Source organism: Pseudomonas sp. NUPR-001, assembly GCF_052147955.1.
Classification (GTDB): Bacteria; Pseudomonadota; Gammaproteobacteria; order Pseudomonadales; family Pseudomonadaceae; genus Aquipseudomonas.
Window position 1 is genome coordinate 2,394,933 of the sequence record NZ_CP197353.1, and the last position, 14,213, is coordinate 2,409,145.

Below are 14,213 nucleotides of genomic sequence, written 5' to 3' on the forward strand. Positions count from 1 at the left end.
ACTGGTGGCCTGACGACGCACCTGTTCGAACACTGGCTTGTGGGAGCGGGCTTGCCCCGCGATAGCGATCTCCCTGTTACATCGCATCGCGGGGCAAGCCCGCTCCTACAGACGCAGCAACCGATCGGTCTGTTCTTGCTGATCACGACCGCGCTCGATCAGCCAGCGCTGAAAGCTGCGGCACTGGCTGCGGTGGAAGCTGTTGTGGTTCCAGGTCATGTAATACGAAGCCGGCATCGGTAAAGCGCGCGCGCAGGGGATCACCAGGCGGCCGTTAGCGATGTCGCGGCTGATCATCGAATACTGCGCCAGAACGATGCCTTGCCCTTCGATCGCCGCCTCAATAGCCATCGAGGACAGCGAATAGATCCGATAATTACCGATGCTCTCCTGAGTTTCGCCAGCCTCGGCAAACCATTGTTCCCACGATGGCGGTGAGTCGAACTTGGGCCGCCAGTCGATGGTAATCAGCGGGTACGCCAGCAACGCCTGTGGGGCAACCACGTCGGCCAGCACGGCAGGGCTGCAGGCGGGCACCACGCAATCGCGAAACAGCTCGATGGTGAGCTGGTCATCGTGGATACCTTCGCCGTAGCTCAAACGAAAATCCACGCCGTTGGCCTGCGCTTCCGACGGTTCGGTGTGCGTACCGTCGAGGTACACGCTCAACTGCGGATGCTGCAGTTGCCAGTCGGCCACCAGCGGCGCCAGCCATTTCGACAACAGCGAGGGCAGGGCGCTGATGTACAGGCTGTTGGCGTTCTTCGAGCGCTCCAGCTCGGCGTAGGCGGCGCGCAGGCGTTCGAAGGCCTGGCTGCAGCCTTCATGAAAACGCTGGCCCGCCGCATTCAGGCGCAGGCGCTGGCCTTCCTTGGCGGTCAGGTTCAAGCCCACCGCTTCTTCAAGAATTTTCATTTGCTGGCTGACAGCGCCTGCGGAAATACCCAGGCGTTTGGCCGCCTGAGTGATGCCGCCGCACAAGCCAACGGCTTCGAACACTTCCAGGGCACGCAACGGGGGGAGGTGGCTCATGAGCGCTCTCGACAGGCCTGAGGAAGGGCTATTTGTAGTTTAGAAATACTTAACAAATCAACAGAAAAGCCCATCTATTCTTTTGTTCGGTCCAGGCTTAGGCTTTTTCTCAAGAAGCCAAGGCTTCGCATAACAAAAAGAGGAGCTACATGCCATGTTCTTGAGAAACGCCTGGTACGCCGCCGCCTGGGACAGTGAAGTGAAGCAGGCCCTGCATGCAACCGTAGTGCTTGGCGAAGCCATCGTGCTGTACCGCAAGGGCGACGGCACGGTAGTGGCCTTGGAAGACGCCTGCCCGCACCGCAAACTGCCACTGTCGATGGGGCGCCTGCACGGTGACGTCGTGGAGTGTGGCTACCACGGGCTGACCTTCGATGGTGCTGGCAGCTGCGTGAAAGCCGCCTGCGTGTCGCGTATTCCGCAAGTGGCCAAGGTGCGCAGCTACCCGGTGCACGAACGCTATGGCCTGGTTTGGCTGTGGATGGGCGAGGCGGCGCTGGCCGACCCTGGCAAGCTGCTGGAGATCGCCGAGTGGGATGACCCGAACTGGGGCGTCAACCGCGGCGACTCGATGACCATCGAGTGCAACTACCTGTACATGACCGACAACCTGCTCGATCCCTCGCATGTCGCCTGGGTACACCAGAGCACCTTCGGTACTTCGGCGTGCGAGTCCGAACCGCTGAAAACCGTGGTCAACGATGACGGTGTGGTGGTGTCGCGCTGGCTCTACGACATCGATGTGGCGCCGTTCTACCAGCAATACCTGAAGTTCGAGGGGCGCTGCGACCGCCTGCAGTACTACGAAGTGCGCTACCCGGCGCACGCCATCATCAAAGGCGTGCACACCCCGGCCGGCCACGGCGGCGATGGCGCCCCGGCGCACCCGCAGGCGTTCTTGATGGACTCTTACAACTTCATGACCCCGGTCGATGAACACCGCACCCGCTATTACTGGTTCCAGTTGCGTAACTTCGACGCTGATGACGAAAACGTTTCGCGCCAGTTTGCCGCCGATGTGCGCCGTGCCTTCGAAGAAGACCGGGTGATCCTCGCGGCGGTGCATGCCGGGATGAAAAACCGCCAGAGTGCCAACATCGACCTGGCCATCGACGCCGGCCCCTTGCGCTTTCGCCGCGGCATGGAGCAGCGGATCCGCGAGGAACAGGCCTCTGCGGCCAACCTGATCACTACCCTTGAGGTCAACGCCCATGCTTGAAGCCATTCCGGCCGCGAAGGGCTTCGCGCGCTTTGAGGTGACCAGGAAGGTGCAAGAGAGTGCGTCGATCACCTCGTTCGTGCTCGAACCTGCAATCGACACCGGGCGCGTGGCGTTTCGCCCCGGGCAGTTCATTGTCGTGCGTATTCCTCAGGCCGAGGGGCCGCAGTTGCTGCGGGCCTACAGCCTGTCGAGCGACCCCGACGATGCCGCGCAGCTGCGCATTTCGGTCAAGCACGAACGCGCCCCGGCAAACGCCCCCGAGGTGCCGGCCGGTGTCGGCTCAAGCTTTCTGCATGAGGCGGTGCAGGTCGGTGAGCAGCTGGAGATTGCCGGCCCTGCGGGTAACTTCTTTCTTGATGAAAGCAGCGAACGCCCGGTGCTGCTGTTCAGCGGTGGGGTTGGCCTGACGCCGATGGTGAGCATGCTTCACCGCCTGGCCCATAGTTCACGGCCGGTGTATTTCATCCATGCCTGCGAGAACGGTGCGGTGCATGCCTTGCGCGATGAGGTGCTGGCGTTGGCGGGCGCGCGTGCCGGGATCACGGTGCATTTCTGCTACCGCCTGCCGAGCGAGCACGACCTGCAACAGGCGCATCACCACAGCAGTGGCCTGATCACCCGGCAGACATTGCAGGCGCTGCTACCGCTGGATGACTACGACGTATACCTGTGCGGGCCGCGGCCGTTCATGCAAGCGAACTGGCGTTTGCTGCGTGAGCTGGGCATCGACAAGGCGCGGATCCGCTACGAGTTCTTTGGCCCGGCGACGATCCTCGATGAAGACGAAAGCCCAGCCGCAGCCCCGCTCATAGTGCCTCAGGCAGGCACTGCGCTGAGCGTGCGCTTCGAGCCTGGCGGACCCAGCGTGACCTGGGATGACGCCTGCCCCTCGCTGCTCGATTGCGCCGAACAGGCCGGGCTGACGCCAGCGTTCAGCTGCCGTGCCGGGCTGTGCAACAGCTGCCTGACACCGCTGCTCAGCGGAACGGTCGAGTACAGCGAAGCGCCACTGATGACTCCCGAGCCCGGCCAGGTGCTGCTGTGTTGTGCGCGGCCCACCTCAGCGGTGGTACTGGGATTGAACAGCCAATAACGGCGCAGGCTGCGCTACTCATACCCCAATCAACCAAGGACCAACGGCCTATCGAACCACCTTTACCCCTGATGTGCCTTGCCTCGCGTGCCCTATACCGTGCCTCGCACCGGAGAATTAAAAGATGAACAACAAAAAAACACGATTCGCCGCCTGCTCGCTGATGATGATGCTTGCCAGCTTTTCGCTGAGCACCCACGCCAAGGAGTGGAACACCCTGCAGATCGCCACCGAAGGCGTCTATGAACCGTGGAACCGCACCTTGCCCGATGGCTCCTTCGATGGCTTCGAGCCGGAAATGGCCAAGGTCTTGTGCGAACGCATGAAGACCGACTGCACGATCGTCGCCCAGGATTGGGACGGCCTGATCCCCGGGCTCAAGGCCGGTAAATTCGATGTGGTCATGGATGCCCTGGCGATCAGTGCCGAGCGGCGCAAGGTCATCGATTTTTCGCGGCCTTACACCAAGGCACCGGCCACTTTTATCGCCCTGCAATCGAACGGCATTGACCTGGGGCGCGGCACCTTGCACCTGCGCGGCAAGCCGGAGCTGGACACGCCCGCTGTCGATGATTTGCGCAACCGTCTCAAAGGCAAGTTGATCGGTATTGTCAGCGGCACGGTGTACAGCAAATTCATTCGTGACCAGTTCGGCCAGGTGGCGACCATCCGCGAATACAAAACCCCGCCCGAGCCGCTGATGGACCTGAAAAACGGTCGGGTCGATGTGGTGTTCGAAGACCTCGGCTTTCTCTCCGGCGAGCTGCAGCGCGGCAACGACAGTGGCCTGGTGCTGGTCGGCCCGGCGATCAACGGGCCGATCTGGGGCGAGGGCGAGGCCTTCGGCATCCGCCCGGGCGAGCCGGAGCTCAAAGCCAAACTGGACGCCGCAATCGATTCGATGATCGCCGACGGCACCATCAGTGAATTGAGCCGCAAGTGGTTCAAGCACGACTTCACCCCGCCTACTGAGTAGATCCACAAGCCGTCCGGCGTCCTCGATGACGCCGGATGCTGACAGGCCGCTCACGCAGCCGCGTGGGCCGGCCGTTCTCTGACGGGCTTAGAGGCGGGACGACGGTGATCGACTTGATTGGTTTTGGCGCAAAGGGGTGGGGCAGCGTATTGCTGTTGGCGGCGCTGATGACGGTATTGGTGACCGTGGCGGCGTTGCTGATCGGCGCTGTACTCGGCGCAATGGTGGCGGCCGCCAAACTGCACGGCAACGGCTTGCTGCGCATGCTGGGCGAGGGCTACACCACGGTGTTCCGGGGCATTCCGGAATTGCTGGTGATCTATTTGTTCTTTTATGGCGGCTCAGCGTTGGTGAGCAGTGTCGGCGGGTTGTTCGGTGCCGAAGGCTTTATCAGTATGCCGGCGTTCCTGGTCGGGGCGCTGGCGGTGGGGGTGGTGTCTGGCGCCTATCAGGCCGAGGTGTACCGTGGTGCTTTCCAGGCGGTGTCGCGCAGTGAACTGGAAGCGGCGAAAGCGATCGGCATGCCCGTGATGCTGCGCTTTCGGCGGATCATCGCGCCGCAGATCCTGCGCTTTGCCCTGCCAGGCATCGGCGGTGTGTGGCAGATCAGCCTGAAAGACTCGGCACTGATCTCGGTAACCGGGCTGGTCGAGTTGATGCGCGCCAGCCGTGTTGCTGCGGCCTCCACCGGGCAGTTCGTGTTGTTCTTCATGACCGGCTGCGCGCTGTACCTGGTGCTGACGGGTATTTCCAACCTGATGTTCTCCCGTGCCGAACTGCGCGTGGGCAGAACCTTCCGCCGTGGCTGAACAGGGGACAGAGCATGTCTATTGATATCGCATTCATTGGCGACACCCTGGTGCAACTGCTGCGCGCGCTGCCGGTCACGCTGTTGCTGTTCGCCGCCTCGGTTGCCATCGGTACGCTGCTGGCCATGCTGGTGGTGTGGCTGCGGGTCTGCGAGGTTGCGTTGCTGCGGCACCTGGCGCGGGTTTACATCTTCCTGTTTCGCGGTTCGCCGCTGCTGATCCAGATGTTCTTGCTGTACTACGGCCTGAGCCAGTTCCCGGAGGTGCGCCAGAGTCCCTTCTGGCCGCTGCTGCGTGACCCGCTCAACTGCGCGGTGATCGCCCTGGCGCTGTGTACTGCCGGCTACATGGCGGAGATCTTTCGTGGTGGCTTGCTGGCCGTGCCGCCACAGCAGATCGAAGCCGGGCGCGCCGCCGGGATGTCGGGCGGGTTGCTGGCCCGCCGGATCATTATCCCGATTGCCCTGCGCAGCTGCCTGCCAGCCTATTCGACCGAGATCATCCTGATGATGAAGGCGACATCGCTGGCCAGCCTGGTCACGGTCTATGAAGTCTCGGGGGTCGCCCAGCGGATCATCGCCGAAACCTATCGCACGCTGGAGGTGTTCCTCTGCGCAGCGCTGATCTACCTGGTTCTGAACTTTCTGATTGTCCGCACACTGGCGTGGCTTGAACGCAGGCTGTCGCCGCAACAACCGCTCAGCGCCAATCCAACAACAAAAAAGTACGCGCTCAGCGTACCTAGAGGGTAAGTGGCATGACGACAAGTAACGATCCGGTGCTGCAGGTCAAACACCTGCGCAAATCCTTCGGCAACCTCGAAGTGCTCAAGGGCATCTCGCTGGACGCCCATGAGGGGGACGTGGTGTCGATTCTTGGCGCCAGCGGCTCAGGCAAGAGTACTTTCCTGCGCTGCATCAACCTGCTGGAAATCCCCGATGCCGGTGATATCCAGGTGGCGGGCGAGCAGGTGGCGTTCAAGCGTGGCCGCCATCGCTTGCGGGTGCCGGCCGACCGGCGCCAGGTGGACCGCATACGCCCGGAACTGGGCATGGTGTTCCAGAGCTTTGGCTTGTGGTCGCACCTGACCGTGCTGGAGAACGTGATTGAAGGCCCGGTGTATGTGCAAAAGCGCCGGCGTGCCGAGTGCATCGACGAGGCCGAGGCGCTGCTGGAAAAGGTCGGCATGGCCGACAAGCGCAACCACTACCCGGCGTTTCTGTCCGGCGGTCAGCAACAGCGCGTGGCCATTGCCCGCACCCTGGCGATGCGACCGCGGGTGATCCTGTTCGACGAGCCCACTTCGGCGCTCGACCCGGAGCTGGTGGGCGAAGTGCTGAAGGTTATGCGCGCGCTCGCCGAGGAGGGCCGCACCATGCTGGTGGTGACCCATGAAATGGGCTTTGCCCGCAATGTCTCCAACCGCGTGGTGTTCATGAACCAGGGGCTGATCGAGTCCCAGGGCACACCCCAAGAGATGTTCCAGGAACAGCGTTCGGAGCGCTTTAGCCGCTTCATTCTCAGCCACGCCTGAACGCACTGATCCCGTCGATTTTTCGCCTGTTCGCTAACGGGGCAGGCGTTCTACGCCCAAAAAAAGTCCATGAGCAGAGAGAGCACCGCAATGCCTATTCACCCAAAAGACCTCACCACCGTGGTACTGGACGACGCCAAGCCTTCCATCGAAGCGTTCATCGCGGTGGCCCGCTATGGCGCCAAGGTGAGTTTCTCCGACGCCTACCGTGCCCGGGTGACGCGTTCGCGTCAGTTGATCGAGCGCTTTCTTGAGGAAAACCGCCTGGTCTATGGCGTGACCACCGGCTTTGGCGACAACGTTCGCCATGTCATCTCCCCGCAGGATGCGCAAACCCTGCAGGTCAACATCGTGCGTTCCCACGCGGTGTCGGTGGGTGAGCCGCTGAACCGCGAGCAGGTGCGTGCGGTGCAGTTGATGATCTTGCTGAGCCTGGGCAAGGGTTACTCCGGCGTGCGCATGGCCTTGCTCGAACAGATCGCCGGGCTGCTCAACAACGACGTCGTGCCGTTTGCGCCGGGTGAAGGTTCGGTCGGTTATCTTGGCCCGGAAGGCCACCTGGCCCTGGTGCTGATCGGAGAAGGCCAGGCCAGCGTTGCCGGTGGCGACTGGGTAGACGGTGCAACCGCCTTGCGTCAGGTCGGTATGCAGCCGATCAGCCTGCAGTGCAAGGAAGGCCTGGCGATGCTCAACGGCACCACCTCGGTGACTGCGATCGCCACCCTGGCCCAGTACAACGCCAACCAGGCGGCACAGGCTGCGGATATTGCTGCGGCGATCTCGCTGCAGGCGCTCAAGGGCACCATTCGTGCCTTCGACCCGCGCTACCACAGCGTCAAGGCCCATGACACGCAGGCGCAGACTGCCCGTTACATCAAGCAGCTGTTGGCCGACAGCCAGTTGATCGAGGAGAACATCGACTACCGCCTGCAAGACACCTACAGCCTGCGCGCCATTCCCCAGGTGCATGGCGCGTCGAAGCAGTTCATCGCTTATGCCCAGGCGTGCATCGACAACGAGATCGCTTCGTCCGGCGACAACCCGGTGATCTACCCGACCGGTGAGGACGACGGCGTAGCCATCTCCGGGGCGAACTTCGATGGCTCTTACGTCGGTATGGCCGCCGACACCCTGTGCAACGCCATGACCAACCTGGCGAAGATTTCCGAGCGGCGTACCGACCGCATGGTCAACTCGCACTTCAGCGAAATGCCCGCGTTTCTGGTGCGCAACCCCGGGCTCAACAACGGCTACATGATCATCCAGTACACCGCCGCCGGGCTGCTGGGGGAGATGAAGGTGCTGTCGCAGCCTGCAACCATCGACAGCGTGTCGACCTGCGGTAACCAGGAAGACCCGGTGAGCTTCGCCTACAACGCCGCGATCAAGGCCTATCAGGTGTCGCGCAAGCTGGAATCGGTGTTGGCGATTGAAGTGCTGGTCGGTTGCCAGGCCCTGGATTTCCATGCGCTGGACAAAGCCTCCAGCGCCACCCGGGCTCTCTATGACCTGGTACGCAGCCGTGTGCCAGTGGCCAATGAAGACCGTGCGTTCTACCCCGACATCGTCGCGGTCACCGAGCAACTGCGCTCCGGTGAGCTGTTGGCCTGTCTAGACCGTGTGCTGGCCAATCAGTAATTGAAGACTTATCACCCCGTTGAATAAAACAAGGAACAGAACCATGGCTGTGTTTACCCACGTTACTGTCGGCACCAACGACTTGCGCAAAGCCCGTGCTTTCTATGATGAGGTGCTCGGCCAGTTCGGCATGCAGCGCCTGGCCGATCTGGGTGACAACGGGTCGATCTGGGGTATCGATACCCCTTCGTTCTTCGTGCTGAAACCGGCCAATGGGCAGCCTGCCAGTGTTGGCAATGGTGTGACGGTGAGTTTCCAGGCGCCTGACCGTGCAAGCATCGATGCGGCGCACCTGAGCGCCTTGGCCCTTGGTGGAAAGGATGAAGGCCGCCCAGGCGCGCGCGACTGGAAAGCGCATGCCTATGCAGCGTACTTCCGCGATCTGGATGGCAACAAAATCGCCGCCTATTGCTTCAACGCCAATCAAGGTAACTCAGCGTAGTTTGGCGCCGGAATCACCCAGTGATTCCGGCGCCAAACCCGTGCTCAGGCCTGCAACGCCAGTTGCATGCCGGCCAGCTTGATGCAGGTTTCTTCGTATTCACTGGCCGGGTCCGAGCAGTGCACGATGCCACAGCCAGCGAACAACCGCGCCTGCTCGCCATTCAACAACGCCGAGCGCAAGCCGACGATGAACTCACCATTGCCGCGCGCATCCAGCCAGCCGAGCGGTGCGGCATACCAACCGCGGTCGAAACCTTCGAAACGGCGGATATGCTCCATGGCCTGCTGGCGTTCGTGGCCGCCGACGGCGGGGGTAGGGTGCAGGGTTGCGACCACTTGCAACAGGCTGCTCTGCGCGTGCAACTGGCCTTCAATCACGGTGCTCAGGTGTTGTACCCGACTCAGCCGCTGTATCGACGGTGCGGGCGGGACCTGCAGCTGGCTGACCCACGGGGCCAGGTCGTTCTCGATGATCTGCACCACCACCGCATGTTCGTCACGGTTTTTCGCGCAATCCATCAGGGCCTGTGCCAACTGTGCGTCTTGCTCTGGTGCGGGGTCGCGGCGGATGGTGCCGGCCAGTGCCAGGGTCTGCAGATGGCCGTCGTGCAGTTTGACCAGGCGCTCTGGTGAAGCACCGAGGAAACAGCTCTGCTGTCGGCGGAAGGCGAACAGGTACGCCGAGGGGTCGTTGCTGGCCAGGCGCGTCAGGGTGCGGCCAGGGCTGACGGCGTGGCTGAACTCACTGATGACTTCTCGCGCCAATACCACCTTTTTCATCGAGGTCTGCCGCAGCGCGTCCAGTGCATGGACGATTTTGCTTTCCCAGCAGGCGCGTGGCAGGAACTGGTCGCGGGTATGCTGCGGCGCCTGAGCCGTGAGCGGCGGCGACAGGTAGCGATCCATCAACGCGTTCCATTCATTGATGACCTGCTCGCAACGCAGGCGGGCGTTGTCCGCGGCGTCGATGCGCTGCTGGCACACTAACCAGCAGCCGTCATCGTCGCGTATCAGCAGCAGGCTCATCAGCCGCATCGAGGCATCGCCAAAACCCTGCCAGGCACTGCTGGCGCTGGCCTGATGATCGAAGCGAAAGCCGCCGCACAGGGTCGGTGGCTGCGGCCCGGCGATCACCGCGCTGTGCAACCACTGCTGCCATTGCCGGTCCACCGCTGCGAAGCGCTGCTCGCCAGCGCCACTCAGCTCTGCGGCCACGCCCCAGCCGAACAGGCTCTTGCCGCCATCGGCGGCGCGCCAGAACACGCTGTCGGTGTCGGGCCGGTCGACACGGCAGAATAACGCCAGCAAGTCCATGTCGTTGATCGCCAGGGCGTAGCTGGCCAGCACTGGCGTGCCGAGTCTGGCGGCACGTTCGCGGGCCTGTTCGAACACCTGGGTCAGCGCTTGGGCGTGGGGCTCCAGCGGTGTAAAGGCGTTCATGCCGGCGCTCTCGTGGCGCGCCAGTGCCGTACTTGCTGGCTGATGTACCAGTGGATGATTTGTGCGAACAAGGTCTCGACAAAGTGCGCTTCAAGCCCGGCCTCTTCGGCCCATTGGCGCCGCTGCGGGAGCATCTGCGCGACGCGTTCGGGGGCGGCGATGCTGCTTTCAGTCGGCTTGAAGCGCGCCGCAGCTTTGACGTAGGCCATGCGCTGGCGCATGAGTTCGATGATCTGGTGGTCCAGTGTATCGATGGCGACACGAATGTCCGCCAGGCCTTCACAAGCGTCAGGGGTTTTCATCAGCAGGGTTCCTAAAGGGCAGGGGAGGTGAGCGGGCGGCGGCCCAGCAGGGTGTTCGACACTGCGTCGAGGACTGCCTGGCGTTGCTCGATCAGGTAGAAGTGGTTGCCTTGCCAGCGCTGCAGGTGCAGTGGCTGGAGGCTGGCGGCTTGCCAGGCCAGGGCTTCGTCGAGATCGATCTCCGGGTCTTGTTCGGGGTAGAACACCGCGATCCGAGCGTTCAACGCCGTTGGCTGCGGGCAGCCGTAGGTTTCGACAATGCGGTAGTCGTTGCGCAGGCTGGGCAGGAACAGCTCGCGCAGGCCCGGGTCTTCGAGCAGCGGATTGGGGCGGTTGGCGAGGCGCCGGACATCATCGAGCAGGGCGTCGTCCGGACCACTGTGCAACTGCCCGCCACGCTGGCGTTGCGGGGCCGGGTGGGCGGAAATGAACAGGTGCTCGACGCTGATTGCCTGTTGCTCCAGGCGCGTTGCCACTTCGTAAGCCACCGCCGCGCCGAGGCTGTGGCCGAACAACGCCAGGGGGCGGTCGGCATACCCTTGCAGGGCCTGGCAGGCCGCTTCGGCAAGGCTGTGCATGTCGCTCAGGCAGGGTTCGTTGAAGCGGTCTTCACGCCCCGGGTACTGAATGGCCAACAGGTCGATGTCGCCGGGCAGGCTGCTGGCCCAGTCACGGAAAAAACTCGCGCTACCGCCCGCATGGGCGAAACACACCAGGCGCCAGCGTGGCATCGGCGACAGGCGCAAGGGGCGTACCCAGCGCTCGCCCTGGGCCAGCAGGTCAGCGATCACGAGGCAGTGCTCCCACGCTGGGCATCGAGCCACGCCAGGCGCAGGCGTTCGCGCAAGTCCTTGCGGCTGACCTTGCCAACCCCGGTCTGCGGGAACTGCGGCACAAACTCGATACGGTCCGGCACTTTGAACGCGGCCAGGCCCTGGCTGCGCAGGTGCTGTTTCAGACCAAACGCCGATGGCGCCGGATCGCGGGCGACGATAAAGGCGCAGGTGGACTCGCCCAGCAGCGCATCGGGCATCGCCACCAGGGCGGCGTCATGCACCTGCGGATGATTGATCAGCAGGTTTTCCACTTCCTCGGCAGCCACTTTTTCGCCGCCGCGGTTGATCTGGTCCTTGTCGCGTCCCTCGACCACCAGGTAGCCCTCGGGCGTGCGCCGTACGCGGTCGCCACTGCAATAGAAGCCATCCGCGGTGAACGCCTTGGCATTGTGTTCGGGCAGGCGGTAGTAGCCACGAATGGTGTAAGGCCCGCGCACCTGCAGCTCGCCGACTTCACCGTCGGCCACCGGCTGCCCGTGCTCATCGACGATGCGCACTTCGTCGTCGGCGCACAGCGGGCGGCCCTGGGTGTGCAGGATCAGCGCCTGCGGGTCATCCAGGCGGGTGTAGCACAGCAGCCCCTCGGCCATGCCCAGTACTTGCTGCAAGGCGCAGCCAAGCACCGGTGTGACGCGCGCGGCGGCGGTGCTGAGCAATTTCGCGCCGCCAACCTGCAGCACGCGTAGGCTCGACAGGTCAGCCTGGCGCTGGCTCTGGGCATCGAGCCAGAGCATTGCCAGCGGTGGCACCAGCGCGGTGAACGTGACTCGCTCGCGGCTGATCAGGGCAAAGCAAGTGTCCGGGTCGGAGCGCTGGGTACACACCACCCGGCCACCGGCCAACAGGGTGCCGATCACCCCGGGGCAGCACAGGGTGAAGTTGTGCGCCATGGGCAGGGCAGTCAGGTATACCGTGTGCGCGTCCAGCCCGCATACGGCGCTGCTGGCGCGCACGTTATAGAGGTACTCAGCGTGGCGCCGGGGAATCAGCTTGGGCGTGCCGGTGGTGCCGCCTGAAAGCTGGAAGCAGGCTACTGCCCCGGCGCTGCCTGCGTCATGTTCAAGCGGCTCGCTGCGGTACAGCGTGCTCAGGGTGGTGAATTCTTCGCTGTTGCCCTCGATCACCACGTGCTGCAGGTGCGGGTTGGCTGCGACTAATTGGCGCGCCATCTGCCGGCAGTCAAAGCCTTCCAACTGCTCGCAGCCGATGTACGCCGAGGCCTGGGCGAAGGCGCAAAAGCCACCGATCTCATGCTGGCGATGCGCGGGCAGGGCGAGGATCGGCCGGGCGCCGAGGCGAAACAGGGCGAAGCACACTTCGATGAAGGCGCTGCCGTTAGGCAGGTGCACCACCACGTTGTCAGCGGCCTTGATCCCCAGTGCCTGCAGGCCACCAGCCAGGCGTCGGCAGCGTTCTGCCAGGCTGCGGTAGTTCAGGTGCAGGGGGCCGTCGGTAATCGCAATCGCCGAGGGGTTGCGGGCTGCGGCGGCGTCCAGGGCCTGGGTGAACGTCTGGTCTTGCCAGTAGCCGGCTTGACGGTAGCGCTCGATGAACGCTGCCGGCCAGTCAGGTGCATCTCCCAAGGCGTCTGGAGTGCGGGTTGCACAGAGCAATGACATGGAATCCCCTCAATGTAGAAATAGTTCGCTACATATGGCTAAATGAGATCTATTATCATTGTCTTTTCGCTCTGGCATCTCAACGCGAAGGCTTTCGGTAGCGCGGCTTTTTCATTAGATGAAATGCGCAACGGCTTCAAACAGGGAGGTTTACGGATTAAATGCCTCCCGTAATTTCAGGTCAGGCCCCGCGTAATGGCCTCAGGATTAAGGGAAAACCCAATGACTATTACGATCATCGCCCCAACTCAGCACGAAACGCAGGCCGAGCCCAAGGGCAACCAACCCGGTACGGTCTACCTGGAACCGCACATGACCCTGGTCACAGGCACGCTGTGGTCTGAGAGCGAAGAGTGGGTCGAAGACCCGCTGGAGCGCGGTCTCAAGTTGATTCTGGTGCAGAGCGGCGAGCTGTCTTGCCGGATTCCCGGGCATGCCGAGCAATCGATCCGCGGCCCGAGCCTGTGCACCATCGTCAATGACGGCGAGTTCACCTCTGCGCAGATCTACGGCACCTCGACGCCGCTGCGCTACACCATCGTGCAACTGGACCTGGAGTCGCTGGACCGGCACCTGGGCATGGCCCCACGCAAACTGTTGGCCAGCAGTGGTGGCGACCCTTACATGATGGTGCGCCCGGCACCGCGGGCAATGCAGGCACTGGCCACGCAAATTGCCACCTGCCCGATGCAGGGCCCGAGCCGCTCGCTGTACCTGGGCGGCAAGGCCCTGGAGTTGACGGCGCTGAGTGCGCAGTTCCTGCTTAACGAGCGCGGGCAGCCAGAACAGAAGCTGCGCATTACCGCTTCGGATGTCGAGCGCGTGCACGCCGCGCGCGATCGTCTGGTGCGTTCGCTGCTCGAGCCGCCGAGCTTGAATGAACTGGCCAGCCATGTCGGCATGAGCCCACGCAAACTCACCGCCGGGTTTCGCAAGGTCTATGGCACCAGTGTGTTTGGCTACCTGCACGAACATCGCCTCAGCGAAGCGCATCGCATGCTCAGTGATGAAGAGAGCAATGTGTCTACCGTTGCCTACGGTGTGGGCTACAGCCCGGCGCATTTCTCGATTGCCTTTCGCAAGCGTTACGGCGTTTCGCCCAGTGAGATCCGCTGATCAGGCCAGCGCTGGGCGTCACTGTCTCTGAATCGAATGAAAAGGCCTGTGCATCTAAAGCCCTGAACGCTTTCTGAAAATCTGTTTGAGATAAAGTCTTATTTGACAATGGCTTGCATCTTTGTGGGCCGTGCAGACTTTATTTTGACCGG

14 protein-coding genes are annotated in these 14,213 nt (G+C 62.9%); 9 read left to right on the forward strand and 5 right to left on the reverse strand.

What is annotated here, in order from left to right; all coding sequences use genetic code 11:
• Positions 1 to 105: 105 nt before the first annotated feature.
• Positions 106 to 1,032 (reverse strand): LysR substrate-binding domain-containing protein, encoded by a 927-nt coding sequence (locus ACP6KB_RS10965; RefSeq protein ID WP_442113736.1) that lies wholly within the window; start codon positions 1,030 to 1,032, stop codon positions 106 to 108.
• 154 nt (positions 1,033 to 1,186) lie between these two features.
• Here ACP6KB_RS10965 and ACP6KB_RS10970 point away from each other — a divergent pair, with 154 nt between their 5' ends.
• The 8 genes from ACP6KB_RS10970 to ACP6KB_RS11005 all read left to right on the forward strand — a co-directional run bounded on the left by ACP6KB_RS10970 (position 1,187) and on the right by ACP6KB_RS11005 (position 8,746).
• Positions 1,187 to 2,251, forward strand: coding sequence for an aromatic ring-hydroxylating dioxygenase subunit alpha (locus ACP6KB_RS10970; RefSeq protein ID WP_442113737.1), 1,065 nt, complete (start codon positions 1,187 to 1,189; stop codon positions 2,249 to 2,251).
• Positions 2,244 to 3,347 carry an FAD-binding oxidoreductase gene (locus tag ACP6KB_RS10975; RefSeq protein WP_442113738.1) on the forward strand — a complete coding sequence of 368 codons (1,104 nt, stop codon included), beginning with the start codon at positions 2,244 to 2,246 and terminating at the stop codon, positions 3,345 to 3,347. Before ACP6KB_RS10970 ends, ACP6KB_RS10975 begins: the two co-directional genes overlap by 8 nt.
• A 124-nt stretch (positions 3,348 to 3,471) precedes the next feature.
• The gene (locus ACP6KB_RS10980; RefSeq protein WP_442113739.1) at positions 3,472 to 4,323 is read left to right on the forward strand and encodes a transporter substrate-binding domain-containing protein; all 852 of its coding nucleotides are present in this window, start codon (positions 3,472 to 3,474) and stop codon (positions 4,321 to 4,323) included.
• 104 nt (positions 4,324 to 4,427) lie between these two features.
• Entirely contained in the window at positions 4,428 to 5,132 is a 705-nt protein-coding gene (locus ACP6KB_RS10985; protein ID WP_442113740.1) for an ABC transporter permease, read from the forward strand.
• A 14-nt stretch (positions 5,133 to 5,146) separates the two neighbouring features.
• Positions 5,147 to 5,884, forward strand: coding sequence for an ABC transporter permease (locus ACP6KB_RS10990; protein ID WP_442113741.1), 738 nt, complete (start codon positions 5,147 to 5,149; stop codon positions 5,882 to 5,884).
• A gap of 5 nt (positions 5,885 to 5,889) precedes the next feature.
• Complete coding sequence (locus ACP6KB_RS10995) at positions 5,890 to 6,666, forward strand: ABC transporter ATP-binding protein (protein ID WP_442113742.1); 777 nt, start codon at positions 5,890 to 5,892, stop codon at positions 6,664 to 6,666.
• 90 nt (positions 6,667 to 6,756) lie between these two features.
• The gene (locus tag ACP6KB_RS11000; protein WP_442113743.1) at positions 6,757 to 8,304 is read left to right on the forward strand and encodes an HAL/PAL/TAL family ammonia-lyase; all 1,548 of its coding nucleotides are present in this window, start codon (positions 6,757 to 6,759) and stop codon (positions 8,302 to 8,304) included.
• A 43-nt stretch (positions 8,305 to 8,347) separates the two neighbouring features.
• Positions 8,348 to 8,746 carry a VOC family protein gene (locus tag ACP6KB_RS11005; protein WP_442113744.1) on the forward strand — a complete coding sequence of 133 codons (399 nt, stop codon included), beginning with the start codon at positions 8,348 to 8,350 and terminating at the stop codon, positions 8,744 to 8,746.
• A 44-nt stretch (positions 8,747 to 8,790) separates the two neighbouring features.
• Here ACP6KB_RS11005 and ACP6KB_RS11010 read toward each other — a convergent pair whose 3' ends face one another.
• Genes ACP6KB_RS11010 through ACP6KB_RS11025 form a run of 4 tightly spaced genes read right to left on the reverse strand, consistent with a single transcriptional unit; the run spans position 8,791 to position 12,945 of the window.
• Positions 8,791 to 10,188, reverse strand: coding sequence for an isochorismate synthase (locus ACP6KB_RS11010; RefSeq protein ID WP_442113745.1), 1,398 nt, complete (start codon positions 10,186 to 10,188; stop codon positions 8,791 to 8,793).
• Positions 10,185 to 10,490, reverse strand: coding sequence for an isochorismate lyase (locus tag ACP6KB_RS11015; RefSeq protein ID WP_442113746.1), 306 nt, complete (start codon positions 10,488 to 10,490; stop codon positions 10,185 to 10,187). Before ACP6KB_RS11015 ends, ACP6KB_RS11010 begins: the two co-directional genes overlap by 4 nt.
• Before the next feature lie 11 nt (positions 10,491 to 10,501).
• Positions 10,502 to 11,281, reverse strand: a complete 780-nt coding sequence (locus ACP6KB_RS11020; RefSeq protein WP_442113747.1) for a thioesterase II family protein — start codon at positions 11,279 to 11,281, stop codon at positions 10,502 to 10,504.
• Positions 11,278 to 12,945 (reverse strand): (2,3-dihydroxybenzoyl)adenylate synthase, encoded by a 1,668-nt coding sequence (locus ACP6KB_RS11025; RefSeq protein WP_442113748.1) that lies wholly within the window; start codon positions 12,943 to 12,945, stop codon positions 11,278 to 11,280. Before ACP6KB_RS11025 ends, ACP6KB_RS11020 begins: the two co-directional genes overlap by 4 nt.
• Before the next feature lie 222 nt (positions 12,946 to 13,167).
• On the opposite strand from ACP6KB_RS11025, the gene ACP6KB_RS11030 reads away from it, so the two are divergent.
• Positions 13,168 to 14,061 (forward strand): helix-turn-helix transcriptional regulator, encoded by an 894-nt coding sequence (locus ACP6KB_RS11030; RefSeq protein ID WP_442113749.1) that lies wholly within the window; start codon positions 13,168 to 13,170, stop codon positions 14,059 to 14,061.
• Positions 14,062 to 14,213 lie beyond the last annotated feature (152 nt).